The sequence below is a fragment of the Arthrobacter subterraneus genome, from assembly GCF_900099735.1.
GTDB classification, from domain to species: domain Bacteria; phylum Actinomycetota; class Actinomycetes; order Actinomycetales; family Micrococcaceae; genus Arthrobacter_D; species Arthrobacter_D subterraneus.
Window position 1 is genome coordinate 535,362 of the sequence record NZ_FNDT01000001.1, and the last position, 14,426, is coordinate 549,787.

A 14,426-nucleotide genomic window follows, 5' to 3' on the forward strand; every position below is an offset into this window, starting at 1 on the left:
TCGCCAGGTGGTCGGGGCGGAACCAATGCCTCCACGCGAACGTGCCGGCGAACAGTGCAGCAGCCAACACCCCGCCCAGAGGAGGGCCGCAACCAGCGCACCGGTCATGCCGAATCACCCGCGGCGGCGCGGACCAGCCTGCTTGACCAGAACCTGCCAATGACCATGAGCACCGCTCCCGCGCACAGCGTGGCAATACCGGGTGCCGAACCGAGCAGGACCGCTACGGGGTCAACCCCAAGCAGATATCCGACCCCGAGCCCGAAGAGCGGCAGCCATGACAGCAGCCGGACCGTTGCCCGGGGACCGGCGAGTGCCGTGCCGCGGGCTGCATCGGAATCCAGTTGGGCATCGCGCTGGGCAGCGTAACGGGAAAGGACGGCGGCGAGGGACGCGCCACTGCGTTCGGCAACCTCCAGGCAGGCGGCCAGATCACGCCAGAGGGACCTCAATGCGGGATCGCGGGTCTGCGACCCTGCCTCCCGCAGCACCTCCGGAACGCTGAGCCCGAGCTGGGCCGCCTGATGCGCCGGCAGCAGGGCAGGTTTGATGGCTGCCGGGAAGCCGCTGCTTCCGCCGTGCACGCTGAGCATGTCTCCCCACAGCTGCGAGGGTGCCCGGCCTGCCTGGAGCAGACCGGTGAGCTGGTGGATGAACAGCGGAATCTCATGTGGGTCCGTTGTGCGCTGGCGCTTCGGGAGGACCAGCCGAGGGGAGGCGACCGGATGCCGGGCCGGCGCCCCGGCGGCATGCAGGGGACGACGTGGGAGCATCAGCAGCCAATAGGCTGCGAACAGCGTTCCGGCCAAAAGTACGCCGCTCATGTCAACGGCCCCGGTCAAGCATTCCAGCCAGCTTTTCCCAGGCCGGCCCCCGCTCTGATCTTGCCCCATTCCGCCTCAACGCCGTCCGCACGGTCAATTCGCCGCCGCCGGCCTGTTCCAGCACACCGATCTCGGAGACCGTGCGCCCGCTGTGTGTGCGAACAACGTGGATGATGACATCGAGCGCATTGGCGGCCTGTAACGCCAAGGCGCCGGCCTCCATCCCGGCGAGGGCCGCAAGCGCGCAGAGCCGGGCGGGAACGCTCGCCGCCGAATTCGCGTGAATGGTCCCGCCGGCGCCGTGGTGTCCGGTATTCATTGCGGCCAGCAGTTCGCGGACCTCGGCTCCGCGGCACTCACCGACGATGAGGCGGTCGGGACGCATCCGCAATGCCTGCCGGACAAGCTCAGCCAGGTCCACCGACCCGCTGCCTTCCAGGTTTCCGTGCCTGCCCTGCAGCCCCACGGCATGCGGGTGCACGGGGCTGAGTTCAGCGGAATCCTCAACGGTGACCAGCCGTTCATCCTGGCCGCTCAGGGACAGCAGAGCGCCAAGCAGCGTGGTTTTCCCTGTACCGGTGCCGCCGCTTATGAGGAAGTTCAACCGTTTGTGGACGATGCCGCGCAGGGCTGCCGACATGGGGGCGTCGAGCCCGGCTGCGGGCACCAGTTCGTCGAAGGTGAAGGAGCGCTGCCGCTGGATTCGGATGGAGAGCAGCGTCCCGTGCGTGGACAGCGGTGGGAGAACCGCATGCACACGGAACCGGTCCAGCCGCACATCCACGCAGGGGTTTCCGTCATCCAGCCTTCGCCCGCCCGCAGCAATGAGCCGGGCGGCAAGTGCCCGCACGTCAGCATCAGCGGGGAAGGAGAGATCTGTGCGCTGGAGGCCGCCGCCGTCGTCCACCCAGACCGCATCCGGGCCGTTCACAAGGATGTCGGTGATGGAAGGGTCCTCCGCGAACCGCTGCAGCGGGCCAAGACCCTGCAGCTCGGCCCGGACCCGGTCCATGGTGTGGAAGGCCCCCTCGGAGCCCAACAAACGCCCGGTGGACTGGACCGCTGCTGCCAGACGTGCCCCGGTGACCGGCGCCGATTCGCTGAGGACCGCATTCCGCACCTGGGTGACCATGGCGGCGTCGGTGGCCACGGCGGTCCGGCGGTTGCGCCGCGATCCGGGCTGCTGGTTCATGCGCTCAGCTCCAACGTTCCGGTGAGGATGGCATCCAGTGTCGAACGGACGAAGGAGCGGACCGCCCGCCGGCGTGCAAGGTCGAGGAGCCTCCCCTGGTTCTCGCGCTCGTCGGCGGCGCGGAGATGCGGCAGATAGCCGGCGCACGGCAGTCCAAGCGCGTCAGCGATCCTTTGTGGGTCAAGATCCGGTCCGAGCGGCCCCCGGATAACCGCCCGGATGGGCAACGGGTGCAACTGGGCGACCTGCGCGCGGGCCGCTGAGATGGCGCGGGTCCTTCCCGGCACCACCAGGAGGATGCTGTCGCAGTACGGAAGCAGCGACCCGTCCGCTGACCAGCCCCGCGCCACGTCAACCAGCGTTACGCCGTAGGCGGCCCTCGCCGCCTCCATGACGGGCGGCACCGCGGTGGACGCCAGAATGCCCGGTGGAGGCGGATCCACGCCCATCGACAGCAGGGAGAATCCTTCAAGCGAAGGGAGGGCGGAAACAAGCTGATCCGGGTTCAGCGTGCCACGGACCTCTCCCAGATCCGGCCAGCGCACGCCGGGCAGGGCCTCGCTGCCAAGTGCCAGCTCCAGCCCGCCGCCCAGGGGATCGCCGTCGACCAGTAGCGGCCGCAGGTTCCGGGAACCCGCGCCGGCGGCGAGCCACACGCTGACCATGCTCGCACCCACTCCCCCGGCGGCTCCCAGCACTCCGACAACGGTTCCCTCATCCTGGGCACGCTGCAGCATGCCCAGATGCTCGGCCAGCCAGCCGGCAGCCTGCGGCAGGATGGCTACACGGTCTGCGTTACAGCGCGCGGCGGAGGCCCAGGCACCTGCCTCCTCGCCCTCAATCCCAAGCACGATCACGGCGCAGCCCGGGACGGCATGCCGGGCGCTCCCGCTGTCCAGCAGCACGACGGCGGGACGGAGCGCAAGGGCCTCGCCAATTGTGGAAGCGTTCGCGAGCGTCAGACCCGCAGCCACCACTACCCTCGCCGCTTCATCGCGGAGACGTTGCGAGGAACTGACCAGTACGACGCTGGCCGAATCAGGAGCCGGGATCCAGGAAGACATACCGTAAGCCTGCGCCCGCAAACGTGCGCGTCCCGCGCCGGAACCTGCCTATGTGGATATCTTCAGCCGAAGTGCAGGAATAGTCGGGGTCCATGGTGGGCAACAATAGGAGGCGTGTACATCGTCCTCGCGCCGCCTTCGAGCGGGCAGCGCACTCACGGAGCCGATGGTGCCGAGATAGCCTTCCTGCCGGTGGATTCGACAGGAGTACCGGCAGGTGATGCCGTCGTCGTGCCGGCCGCGGAGCTGGCAGCCACAGTCCGCCAGCTGGAACGCCCCGGCACCCGCTGGATTTGGGACAGCACCCGGAACTGGTACCCAGCCCTCCTGGCAGCCGGAATTTCCATCGACCGCTGTCACGACGTCGCACTGAGCAGGGAGATCCTGCGCCACTCCCCCGCCTGTGCAGACACCGAATATGGCAGCAGGCTCCAGTCCCTGCCGGACGGGGCGGAGGATGCGAATCCCGCCCGGGCGCTGCCGCCGTCTGCACCGTCGCCGCATCAGGGAAGCCTCTTCGAATCAGCCCAGCCTGCCGCCGGCGCCGACGTCCACGAGGTCACAGCTGAGTTCTCCGCTCAGCAGCGCGCCGTGAACGCCGGCAACCGGCCTTCACAGCTGGCCCTGCTGCTGGCTGCTGAGTCCGCGGGCGCCCTGATCGCGGCGGAAATGGAGTTCCACGGCATCCCCTGGCGCGCCGACCTCCACAATGAGCTGCTCGAATCCCAGCTGGGAAAGCGCCCGCGCGAAGGTCACCGGCCCGCTCAGCTCGAACGCCTGGCAGGTGAACTGCGCGCTGCCCTGGGCAACCCCCGTTTCAACCCGGACTCGCCGCAGGAGCTGCTGCGGGCCCTCCACCGGGCAGGAATCGAGGTGTCGTCCACCCGATCCTGGGAGCTACAGCGACACAAGCATCCCGCCATTGCCCCGCTGCTGACGTACAAGAAGCTCTCCCGGCTGCTGACGGCGAACGGCTGGACCTGGCTGGACACCTGGGTGCATGACGGCCGCTTCCGGCCCGAGTACGTGGTCGGCGGGAGCATGTCCGGGCGCTGGGCCTCCCGCGGCGGCGGTGCCCTGCAGATCCCGCATCAGGTCCGGGATGCTGTCCGCGCCGACCCGGGCCACGTCCTGATCGTCGCCGACGCCGCGCAGCTCGAGCCGCGAGTGCTCGCGGCACTGGGCAGGGATTCCGCGCTCGCTGCAGCCGGTCGCGGGCTGGATCTGTACCAGGGAATTGCCGATCAGGGTTTCGGCGGCGACCGCGCGAAGGCAAAGGTGGCCATGCTCGGTGCGATGTACGGCGCAACCACCGGCGAATCCGGCCGCCTGATGCCGCAGCTGACGCGCACCTACCCGCAGGCGATCGCCGTGGTGGAGGCGGCGGCACGCACCGGAGAGGGGGGCGGCGTCGTCGCAAGTTTCCTCGGCCGTGGCTGCCCGCCGCCGTCGGACGGCTGGCTCACCGCACAGCGCACCGGCAATGCTGCGGAGCAGCAGCGCGCCGATGCCCTCGCCCGTTCCCGTGGACGCTTCACACGCAACTTCGTGGTCCAGGCGACTGCCGCCGAGTGGGCACTGTGCTGGCTCGCAGAATTACGACGGCGGCTGCGCGCCGACACTGCCGGCAACGCCGGGGCGCACATTGTCTTCTTCCTCCACGACGAGGTGATGCTGCATGTGCCCGGTGAGCTGGCCGACCGGGTGTCCGCCATGGTCACCGAGGCTGCACGCTCCGCCGCACACCTGATGTTCGGACAGATCCCGGTGGAGTTTCCCGTGAACGTGGTTGTGGTGGATTCCTACGCCGACGCCAAGTAGCTAGACGCGATCCCGCCCGATGGGTGCGTCCTGCTCCCGTGACTCGTCCCACGGCTGGGTCCAGCCCAGTCCGTCGAACAGCCGGGAGAGCAACAGGCCGGTGAAACCCCAGATGGTGATGCCGTCAATGGTGAAGGCAGGCGTGCGGTGTTCGCGTCCCTTGTGCCGGACCACCGCGGTAAATCGCACCTCGGCCGAAAGCAATTCAGCAACCGGCGCCCGGAAAACATGGGAGGACTCGGCGTGGTCCACTACGCGCACGGGGGTCGGTGAGGACCACCAGGCCAGCACCGGTGTTACCAGGTAGTTGCTCACGGGAAGCCCGACCTCCGGCAGCGGTCCGAGGATTTCGACGCCGGCCGGGTCCAACCCGGTTTCCTCCTCCGCCTCGCGCAGCGCTGCAGCAACGGGGCCGGCGTCGTCGTCGTCAATCCTGCCGCCAGGAAAGGCGACCTGGCCGGGGTGGTTACGCAAAGTTCCGGCACGGGTGACGAACAGGACGTCGAGGTCATCCGGCACGGCGGGTGAGTGGATCCTGGCGGGCATGTCGTCGAGGTGTCCGAAAAGGACGAGGACGGCCGCCGGCCTCGCGGTCGCGATATCCATGCCGCGTATCTGCCAGGCCTCGGAAGTGTCACCGCCGGGCCCGATGGGTTCGCCGCGTTGGGCGAACGCCTTCAGTTCGGAATAGGCGCTCATGCGCTCAGCGTGAATCCGTCAGCCAGAAGCTCGGCCCGCGAGGCGCCCTCCAGCATGCGGCGATGAAGCTCCTCGCGACCCGGTGCCAGCTCGTACTTCAGCAGCTTTCGTGCCTTCTCCGGATCGACCTCGCCTTCGCCGAAGGAGGGGCAGAGCGAAGCGACCGGACAGGCGCCGCACGCCGGTTTGCGTGCGTGGCAGACCCGTCGGCCATGGAAGATCACGCGGTGGGAAAGCATGCCCCAGTCCTTGCGCTCAAACAGGGCAGCGACGTCGGACTCCACCTTCACCGGGTCCTCCTCCACCGTCCAGCCAAACCGCCGGGACAGCCGGCCGAAGTGCGTGTCGACCGAGATACCGGGCACCCCGAAGGCGTTGGCGAGCACCACGTTGGCCGTCTTGCGCCCCACGCCCGGGAGGGTCACCAGGTCCGCCATCCTGCCGGGCACCTCGCCGTCGAAATCGTCCACGATGCGGGTCGCCAGAGCCAGCAGGCTCCTGGCTTTGGCCCGGAAGAATCCCGTCGGACGAATCATCTCCTGGAGGACACCTTCCGGCGCTTCCGCGAGGCTTCGGGCATCCGGATAGCGCGCGAACAGCGCCGGAGTGGTCAGGTTGACCCGGACATCGGTTGTCTGTGCCGAGAGAACGGTGGCTACGAGCAGCTCGAAAGGATTACGGAAGTCCAGTTCCGCCACAGCGTAAGGGTACGCATCCGCGAGCACACGGTGGATTTTGCGCGCCCGGCGCTTCAGTGCAATCGGCGATGCATCCACGCTGACTCCTTCCTCCCCTCCCGCTGAGTCCGGCCCGGCGCCGGATCAGCCCTCGCGGGGAGCGCGCTCGATATTCCGGAGGTCACGCATGACACCGATTCGCCCGGTCCGCTTGTCCTGGACCAGGAACTCGTGGCCACGGTCCTCGATTCCCACTTCCCAATCGCCGGGCTGCAGCACAAACAGTTGGGCACCGGTCTGCTCGTCGACCACCGACCGGGGAGTACCGACCGCGAACCAGAACGCCTCCAGCACGGGCTCCTCGTCCTCCGCATCGCGGGTGGCCGAGATTGACTCAGTGCGCGGGTGGGAGGCCTGCGCGTCGGCGTTCTCCGGCTCGCTCGCTGCGGGCTCTGCCGCTTCGACCTTGGGCTGGGCTGCGGTGGCGGCGGGCTGAGTTGCTTCGGCACGGCCGGCATCGGCCTGCGCGCCGGAAGGCTGTGCCGCTGAAACCTGGGTGTCCGAGCGCTCAGCATCCGAGCGCTGCGCGGGTGTCGGCTGCACTGCTGTTGCCTTGGTGGCGGCCGGCTCGCGGGCGGCGGGAGCTGCCTGTGCACTGCCCTCAGCGTTGCCCTGTCCCGCCGAGAACGGCACCTGCTGGTTGCCCGCGCCCTGGCCTGCCGCGTAACCCGCAACGGCGTAGCCCGCACTGCGGCCGGTGCTGTTGGGGCCGTCCGACGCCGGCGCGGCCTTCGATCCAGGCCGGAAGTTCTTCCAACCGCCTGCCTTCTCTGCGGTGTCGGCTTTGGGTGGGCGCGGCCGGGCCGGAAGTGCCTCCCGTGCGATCGGGTGCGCGGAGGACGAGGGCCGTCCGGTGAAATCGCTCTTGAATACCCCGAGGTGCGGACCCCCGACCGTGGCCACGAGGAACCCGACTGCTCCCAGCAGTGCGATGAATGATCCGATGCCGAAGATGGTGACGGTCTGCAGGAAGAAGAACGCCGCGGCGAAAGCTGCGGTGACAGAGGCGAACTGGTCAACGGACAGCGAACCGACCCGCAGGTGCCTGGCGCCGGACCGGCGGCCGATCAGCAGTGCGAGAGCGGCGACCGGCAGCAGTATTCCGATGCCGAGGAAGAACAGCGGGAACGCCCGCCACAGGTTCACGCCGTCCACAAAGGGCAGGATGGTGCCGGTGAACATCACCAGCACGGAAACACCGATCACGGTCTCCCGCAGGGTGAACGGGCCGGCGACTGCCTCGGGTCCGGCGGAGCTGGAGGGATCAGCAGGGGTCTCGGACCGGCCGGGTTGCTGCACCGGCGAGCTATGCGCGGTGCCTGCGCCGCCGTCGTACTGGCGCTGTTCGGTCATGTCTGGATTCTCCGTTTCATAACGGCGGCTGGTGCCGCAGTCGCAGGTGCCGAGGGCGTTGAGCCGGATTCGGATTTCTCAGCCAACCCTAGTCAACGACCACTTCCTTTCCTACCAATGATGGGACATGTCGGCGCACCGTGCTCGCCGTTCACCGCAGAATGTGTGCCATTCGCACCCGAATTGTGACTGCCCGCACACAGAATGGCGGAGGCCCCCGCTAGTGTGGGACACAGCACATTTGCGGGTCGCTGACGTCGTTCAGGCCTGCCTCCGCACCGACCTGCCGAAGGGGTTCACAATGTCTGAAAACACCCAGATTTCCACGGGTGACGCATTCGAAAATCTGCTGCACGAGGAGCGCCGATTCCCGCCCAGCGAGGACTTCGCCGCCAATGCCATCGGCTCCGCCGACCTGTATGAGCAGGGCCGGGAAGGCCCCGAATTCTGGGCCCGCCAGGCACGCGAACTCCTGACCTGGCACGAGGACTTCTCGCAGGCGCTTGACTGGTCGGAGGCGCCGTTCGCCAAGTGGTTTGTCGGCGGAAAAATCAACGCCGCCTATAACGCGCTGGACCGCCACGTGGAGCAGGGCCGCGGTGACCGCGTCGCCATCCACTTTGAAGGCGAACCGGGAGATACCCTCACCTACACCTACGCAGAACTGACGACGGCGGTGAAGAAGGCCGCCAACGCCTTCCAGTCCCTCGGCGTGGCCAAGGGCGACCGCGTGGCCGTCTACCTTCCCATGATTCCAGAGGCCGTCATCACCATGCTGGCCTGCGCGCGCATCGGCGCCGTGCACTCCGTGGTGTTCGGAGGATTCTCCGCCGATGCCCTCCGGAGCCGGATCGACGACGCCGAAGCGAAGCTGGTAGTCACCTCGGACGGCACCTACCGCCGCGGCAAGCCCAGCCCGCTGAAGCCGGCCGTGGACGGCGCCCTGGAACGTCCGGGACACACCATCGAGAACGTGCTGGTGGTCAAGCGCAACGGGGAGCCAGTCGAGTGGACAGAGGGCCGCGACGTCTGGTGGCATGATGCTGTGGGGTCGGCCTCCGACGAGCACACTGCCGAGGGACACGATTCCGAACACCCCCTCTTCATCCTCTACACCTCCGGTACAACGGGAAAGCCGAAGGGCATCCTGCACACCACCGGCGGTTACCTGGCGCAGACCGCCTTCACGCAGAAGTACACCTTCGACCTGCATCCTGAAACGGACGTCTTCTGGTGCACCGCGGACATCGGCTGGGTCACCGGGCACAGCTATGTTGCGTACTCCCCCCTGGTTAACGGCGCCACCCAGCTCATGTATGAAGGCACGCCGGATACCCCGCACCAGGGGCGCTGGTGGGAGCTGGTGGAAAAGTACAAGGTCTCGATTCTGTACACCGCCCCCACGGCCATCCGCACCTTCATGAAGTGGGGGCGCGACATCCCCGCGAAGTTCGACCTCTCCTCGATCCGGGTCCTCGGATCGGTTGGCGAACCCATCAACCCCGAGGCGTGGATGTGGTACCGGGAGATCATCGGCGGGAACGGGGGCCGGGCGGAGGGCCGCGCGCCGATTGTGGACACGTGGTGGCAGACCGAGACGGGCGCGCACATGATCGCCCCGCTTCCGGGCGTCACCGCATGCAAGCCGGGGTCCGCGCAGGTTCCCATGCCGGGTATCGCCGTCGACGTGGTGGACGAGATGGGGCAGTCGGTACCCAACGGGGCCGGCGGCTACCTCGTGATCCGCGAACCGTGGCCTGCCATGCTGCGCGGAATCTGGGGCGATCCGGAGCGATTCAAGGAAACCTACTGGTCCCGTTTCGAGAACATGTACTTCGCCGGTGACGGTGCAAAACGTGACGAGGACGGCGACATCTGGCTGCTCGGCCGCGTGGATGACGTCATGAATGTCTCGGGACACCGCCTGTCCACAACGGAAATCGAGTCGGCGCTGGTGAGCCATCCGTCGGTGGCGGAGGCCGCCGTCGTCGGCGCTTCCGACGAGACCACCGGTGAAGCTGTGGTTGCCTTTGTGATCCTGCGCGGCTCTGCGGCCCAGGATGACGACGTCGTCACCACCCTCCGGAACCATGTGGGCAAGGAGATCGGGCCGATCGCCAAGCCGCGCAACATCCTCGTGGTACCGGAGCTGCCGAAGACCCGCTCGGGCAAGATCATGCGCCGCCTCCTCAAGGATGTTGCGGAGGGCCGCGAGGTGGGCGATGCCACCACCCTGTCCGATCCGACGATCATGCAGCAGATCGCCGCGTCGCTGCGCAAGTAGACCCAGCGTGCCCGGGTTGCCGCATCCGTTCTGGCGGCAACCCGGGCACGTTGCGGAGCCGGGTGCGTGACGCCCTTATCCGCGGTTGGCCGTGGGGCATAGTTAAGCCATGGCGACCACTACCCTGCTGATCCTCAACGGCCCCAACCTGAACCTGCTTGGCACCCGCGAACCGGGTGTCTACGGCTCGAACACCCTCGACGACGTCGAGAAGCTGTGTGCCTCCGCCGCCGGCGCGCACGGCTGGGCCGTGGACTGCAGGCAGTCCAACCACGAGGGTGAACTGGTGACGGCCATCCAGGAGGCTGCAGGAACCGCTGACGGGATCGTCATCAACGCCGCCGCCTACACCCACACCTCGGTGGCCCTGCGGGATGCGATCAGCGCGGTGGGCCTGCCCACCGTGGAGGTGCACATCAGCAACGTGCATCGCCGCGAGGAGTTCCGCCACCACTCCTACCTGTCGGCCGTGGTTGACGCGGTGATCGTCGGGGCGGGGGTGGACGGGTACCGGCTGGCCATCGATCACCTCGTTCGGAAACTCACGCGGCATGACCTGATGCAGGGCGGTTATGAGGGACGATAGAGCCATGACGGAAATCACCTCCATCGACAATGCCGTCGATGACGCCAAGAACGCGCCCATGCTTCAGGTGAAGAACCTGGCAGTCAGCTTCCGCACCACGTACGGCGAGGTCAACGCCGTGGAGGATGCCAGCTTCACCCTTCATCGCGGGAAGACCCTGGCCATCGTTGGCGAGTCAGGATCGGGAAAGTCCACCACCGCGATGGCCTGCATCGGGTTGCTTCCGGGCAACGGGCGGGTCACCGGCGGAAGCATTCTGTTCGAGGGCCGCGATCTCGTTCCCCTCCCGGAATCGGCAATGCGAACCATCCGCGGCCGGGCTATCGGCCTGGTTCCGCAGGACCCCATGTCCAATCTCAATCCCGTCGCCAAGATCGGCACCCAGGTGGCGGAAACGCTGCTGGTGCACGGCCTCGCGGACAAGAAGAACGTCAAGGACCGCGTCGTCGAGGTTCTGTCCGCTGCCGGCCTGCCGGACGCCGCCGAGCGTGCCAAGCAATACCCGCACGAGTTCTCCGGCGGAATGCGCCAGCGCGCGCTCATCGCGATCGGCATGGCCTGCCGTCCCCGGCTGTTGATTGCCGACGAGCCGACCAGCGCCCTCGACGTCACCGTGCAGCGCACCATCCTGGACCAGATCGACACCATGACCGAGCAGCTCGGCACCTCGGTGCTCCTCATCACCCATGATCTCGGGCTGGCAGCGGAGCGTGCGTCAGAGCTCGTGGTGATGCACCGCGGCCGCGTGGTGGAGACCGGGCCGGCCGCGCAGCTGCTGAACGATCCGAAGCACCCCTACACGCAGTCCCTGGTCCGCGCCGCGCCCAGCGTGGCCGCCGTCCGGTTGAGGCCGGGCGCCTATCACGAGGACGCCGCGAAGCGCACTGCCGTGGCGCAGGCCGCGTTCGAGGAACACCAGGCCGACGCCGACTCGGTGGAACAGGCCGCGCCGACAGACAACATCGTCGAGATCCGGGACCTCACCAAGATCTACAAGCGGCGCGGCAGCTCGGAGGACTTCTACGCCGCGAAGAACGTCACCCTGGACATCCCGCGTGGGCAGACCGTCGCCATCGTGGGCGAGTCGGGCTCCGGCAAGACGACGACGGCTCGCATGCTCCTGAAGCTCATCGAGCCCACCTCGGGCACCATGACGTTCGACGGCATGGACGTGGCCACCCTGGACAAGGCCCAGCTTGCGGACTTCCGGCAGCGGGTGCAGCCCGTCTTCCAGGACCCGTATTCCTCGCTGAACCCGATGTTCACTATCGAGCGCATTGTTGAGGAGCCCCTCAACGCGTACAAGCGCGGGTCGAAAAGGGAGCGTGCAGCACGCGTGCGTGAGCTGATGGACCAGGTGTCCCTGCCGCACAACGCGCTGCGGCGGTACCCCTCCGAGCTCTCCGGCGGCCAACGGCAGCGCGTCGCGATTGCCCGGGCGCTGGCCCTGAAGCCCGAACTCATCATCTGCGACGAGCCCGTGTCCGCCCTCGACGTTCTGGTGCAGGCCCAGATCCTCAGGCTTCTGGGCGACCTGCAGTCCGAGCTTGGGCTCAGCTACCTGTTCATCTCCCACGACCTCGCGGTGGTACGGCTCATCTCCGACTACGTGTGCGTCATGAAGGACGGCGAACTGGTCGAGGCTGCAAGCTCCGAGGAAGTCTTCCAGAACCCCCGCCATCCCTACACCCGCAGGCTCCTGGCGTCGATCCCGGGCAACGAGCTCAACATCGCCTAGCGTCCCACTCCCCCTGGAACTTTTGCGCAGCTCTGGCGGCTTCTGAGCGCCGGAAAACGCCAGATCTGCACGAAAGTTCCGCAGAAAGAGTACGACGACGGCCGGTCACCTTCCCTGCGAAGGTGACCGGCCGCCGTCGTACTGGAAGCCTTATTTCTGGCGGGTCTTCGGGTCGAGCGCCTCGCGGAGCGATTCGCCCAGCAGGGTGAAGCCGAGCGCAGTGATGGCGATGCATGCACCGGGCAGGAACGCCAGGTACGGGGAGGACGCCAGTTCGGCCTGGGCATACGTCAGCATGCGGCCCCACTCCGCAGTCTGCGGCAGTCCGCCGCCGAGCCCGAGGAACGACAGCGCAGCCGCGTCGATCACGGCCGTTGCCAGGGATAGCGTCGCCTGCACAATGACCGGTCCAACACTGTTGGGCAGCAGGTGGCTCATGGTGATGGTGCGTCTGCTCAGTCCCAGGGTTTGGGCGGCGAGGATGTAATCGGACCCTCGCTGGGAGAGCATCGAGGACCGCAGCAGGCGCGCGAAGATCGGCAGCTGGGATGCGCCGATGGCGATCATCACCGCGTACTGCCCCTGTCCGAGGATGGCGGCAATGCTGACGGCGAGGAGCAGGTTGGGGACCGAGAGCAGGATGTCCACGAAACGCATGATGACGCTGTCCACCCAACCGCCCAGGCCGCCGGCCAGCAGCCCGAGCAGCATGCCCCCGGCCAGCCCGATTGCGGTTGAGATGACACCGATCATCAGCGATGCCTGCGCACCCCAGATCAGCTTGCTGAGCACGTCACCGCCGAACCGGTCCAGTCCCAGCGGGTATTCCGGCAGCTCCCCCGGCCCGGGGATGTTGATCGGCGTGATTTCCGTCCGGCCGGGCAGCTCATTTCCGCCGTAGGGCGCAAGGATAGGGGCGAGCGCGGCCACAAGAAGGAACAGACCGATGATGATCGCACCGGCGATGGCCTGCGGGTTGCGTCGCAGCCTTCGGAAGGCATCCTTCCAGAGGCCGGTGCCGCTGCCCTCGGAAAGCGTGGGTTCCGCGGTGGCCGGTGTGACTTCTCCGCCCGCGGCGGGAGGCAGAATGTTGCTCATTGCACACGCACCCTTGGGTCGATGATGGTGTACGAAATGTCAACGATGAGATTGATCAGTGCGTACAGGATCGCGATGAAGATGATGAAGCCTTGAAGCACCGGATAATCCAGTTCGAAGATCGCATCACGCAGGAAACTGCCGATGCCGTTGAAGGCGAAGACAGTCTCCGTGAGGACCGCGCCTGAAATCAGCAGTCCGGTCTGCAGGCCGATGGTTGTCACAACCGGCAGCATGGCGTTGCGCAGGATGAACCGGCTCCGAATGGTTTTCTCCATGAGGCCCTTGGCGCGGGCCGTCCTTACGTAGTCGGCGTTCTGCACTTCCAGCACCGAGGCCCGGGTGATCCGCACAATGATGGCGAGCGGAATCGTTCCGAGGGCCAGCCCCGGAAGGATCAGGTGCTGGAAAGCGTCCCACGCGGCGTCGTACTCTCCCGTGAGGATGCCGTCCAGCACGTAGAAGTCCGTGAAATGGGTGGCATTGATCCGGGGGTTCTGGCGGCCGTCCGGCGGCAGGATGGGCCACTGGATGGCGAACAGGTACTTCAGGATGAAAGCAAGGAAGAACACCGGGATGGTGATGCCGATCAGGCTCAGGACAACCGAGCCGTGATCCACCACCTTCCCGTAGTGCCGGGCGGCGAGGTATCCCAGCGGAATGCCGATGCCGATTGCGAAGATCAGGGCCACCACGCTCAGCTCGATCGTGGCGGGAAAGCGGGTTGCAAACTCCTGGAGGACGGGGCGGCCGGTGATGATGGAGGTCCCGAAATCGCCTTGGAGCAGCTTTCCCATGTAGGTGAAGTACTGCAGCAGGAGCGGCTGGTCGAAGCCGTAGAGTTCGTTGACTCTGGCCACTGCCTCGGGAGTTGCCCGCTCACCCAGGAGGGCTGTGGCGGGGCCGCCCGGCAGGCTCCGAACCCAAAGGAACAGCAGGACCGAAAGGCCAAACAGGGTGGGAATCAGCAGGGCGAGGCGTTTACCAATGACGCGAAGCACAGTGTCCTTTCGACAGTGCGGTACCGGGC

The 14,426-nt window shown here is 67.1% G+C and carries 12 protein-coding genes; 4 read left to right on the plus strand and 8 right to left on the minus strand.

All coding sequences use genetic code 11. From position 1 onward, the window contains the following. Positions 1–104 precede the first annotated feature (104 nt). Genes BLS52_RS02495 through ssd form a run of 3 tightly spaced genes read right to left on the minus strand, consistent with a single transcriptional unit; the run spans position 105 to position 3,080 of the window. Positions 105–824 (minus strand): type II secretion system F family protein, encoded by a 720-nt coding sequence (locus BLS52_RS02495; protein ID WP_245702654.1) that lies wholly within the window; start codon positions 822–824, stop codon positions 105–107. Between the two features lies 1 nt (position 825). After that, positions 826–2,016 carry a TadA family conjugal transfer-associated ATPase gene (locus BLS52_RS02500; protein WP_245702655.1) on the minus strand — a complete coding sequence of 397 codons (1,191 nt, stop codon included), beginning with the start codon at positions 2,014–2,016 and terminating at the stop codon, positions 826–828. After that, a complete protein-coding gene (ssd, locus tag BLS52_RS02505) occupies positions 2,013–3,080 on the minus strand; it encodes a septum site-determining protein Ssd (protein WP_090584361.1) in 1,068 nt (355 codons plus the stop codon). The genes BLS52_RS02500 and ssd overlap by 4 nt, the downstream gene beginning before the upstream one ends. Before the next feature lie 114 nt (positions 3,081–3,194). Between ssd and BLS52_RS02510 the strand changes: the two genes are divergently transcribed. Next, positions 3,195–4,901: a bifunctional 3'-5' exonuclease/DNA polymerase gene (locus BLS52_RS02510; protein ID WP_090584362.1), complete on the plus strand. Its 1,707-nt coding sequence runs from the start codon at positions 3,195–3,197 to the stop codon at positions 4,899–4,901. Here BLS52_RS02510 and BLS52_RS02515 read toward each other — a convergent pair whose 3' ends face one another. Genes BLS52_RS02515 through BLS52_RS02525 form a run of 3 tightly spaced genes read right to left on the minus strand, consistent with a single transcriptional unit; the run spans position 4,902 to position 7,690 of the window. Then, complete coding sequence (locus BLS52_RS02515) at positions 4,902–5,600, minus strand: NUDIX hydrolase (protein WP_090584363.1); 699 nt, start codon at positions 5,598–5,600, stop codon at positions 4,902–4,904. Continuing rightward, positions 5,597–6,376: an endonuclease III gene (gene nth, locus BLS52_RS02520; protein WP_090584364.1), complete on the minus strand. Its 780-nt coding sequence runs from the start codon at positions 6,374–6,376 to the stop codon at positions 5,597–5,599. The genes BLS52_RS02515 and nth overlap by 4 nt, the downstream gene beginning before the upstream one ends. A gap of 45 nt (positions 6,377–6,421) precedes the next feature. After that, complete coding sequence (locus BLS52_RS02525; RefSeq protein WP_090584365.1) at positions 6,422–7,690, minus strand: hypothetical protein; 1,269 nt, start codon at positions 7,688–7,690, stop codon at positions 6,422–6,424. Positions 7,691–7,991: 301 nt separating this feature from the next. On the opposite strand from BLS52_RS02525, the gene acs reads away from it, so the two are divergent. From acs to BLS52_RS02540, 3 genes are all read left to right on the plus strand, one after another. Next, a complete protein-coding gene (gene acs, locus BLS52_RS02530) occupies positions 7,992–9,974 on the plus strand; it encodes an acetate--CoA ligase (RefSeq protein ID WP_026544421.1) in 1,983 nt (660 codons plus the stop codon). A gap of 109 nt (positions 9,975–10,083) precedes the next feature. Then, entirely contained in the window at positions 10,084–10,560 is a 477-nt protein-coding gene (aroQ, locus tag BLS52_RS02535) for a type II 3-dehydroquinate dehydratase (protein ID WP_051470511.1), read from the plus strand. 4 nt (positions 10,561–10,564) lie between these two features. Continuing rightward, complete coding sequence (locus BLS52_RS02540; RefSeq protein WP_090584366.1) at positions 10,565–12,298, plus strand: dipeptide ABC transporter ATP-binding protein; 1,734 nt, start codon at positions 10,565–10,567, stop codon at positions 12,296–12,298. A gap of 150 nt (positions 12,299–12,448) precedes the next feature. Here BLS52_RS02540 and BLS52_RS02545 read toward each other — a convergent pair whose 3' ends face one another. After that, a complete protein-coding gene (locus BLS52_RS02545; protein WP_026544232.1) occupies positions 12,449–13,396 on the minus strand; it encodes an ABC transporter permease in 948 nt (315 codons plus the stop codon). Beyond that, positions 13,393–14,397, minus strand: a complete 1,005-nt coding sequence (locus BLS52_RS02550) for an ABC transporter permease (RefSeq protein WP_026544231.1) — start codon at positions 14,395–14,397, stop codon at positions 13,393–13,395. The genes BLS52_RS02545 and BLS52_RS02550 overlap by 4 nt, the downstream gene beginning before the upstream one ends. Positions 14,398–14,426: the final 29 nt, after the last annotated feature.

Bases quoted from the DNA above. Each gene is read 5' to 3' on its own strand.
- BLS52_RS02495 (WP_245702654.1), bottom strand. From the start codon at position 824: ATGAGCGGCGTACTTTTGGCCGGAACGCTGTTCGCAGCCTATTGGCTG.
- BLS52_RS02500 (WP_245702655.1), bottom strand. From the start codon at position 2,016: ATGAACCAGCAGCCCGGATCGCGGCGCAACCGCCGGACCGCCGTGGCC.
- ssd (WP_090584361.1), bottom strand. From the start codon at position 3,080: ATGTCTTCCTGGATCCCGGCTCCTGATTCGGCCAGCGTCGTACTGGTC.
- BLS52_RS02515 (WP_090584363.1), bottom strand. From the start codon at position 5,600: ATGAGCGCCTATTCCGAACTGAAGGCGTTCGCCCAACGCGGCGAACCC.
- BLS52_RS02525 (WP_090584365.1), bottom strand. From the start codon at position 7,690: ATGACCGAACAGCGCCAGTACGACGGCGGCGCAGGCACCGCGCATAGC.
- acs (WP_026544421.1), top strand. From the start codon at position 7,992: ATGTCTGAAAACACCCAGATTTCCACGGGTGACGCATTCGAAAATCTG.
- aroQ (WP_051470511.1), top strand. From the start codon at position 10,084: ATGGCGACCACTACCCTGCTGATCCTCAACGGCCCCAACCTGAACCTG.
- BLS52_RS02540 (WP_090584366.1), top strand. From the start codon at position 10,565: ATGACGGAAATCACCTCCATCGACAATGCCGTCGATGACGCCAAGAAC.
- BLS52_RS02545 (WP_026544232.1), bottom strand. From the start codon at position 13,396: ATGAGCAACATTCTGCCTCCCGCCGCGGGCGGAGAAGTCACACCGGCC.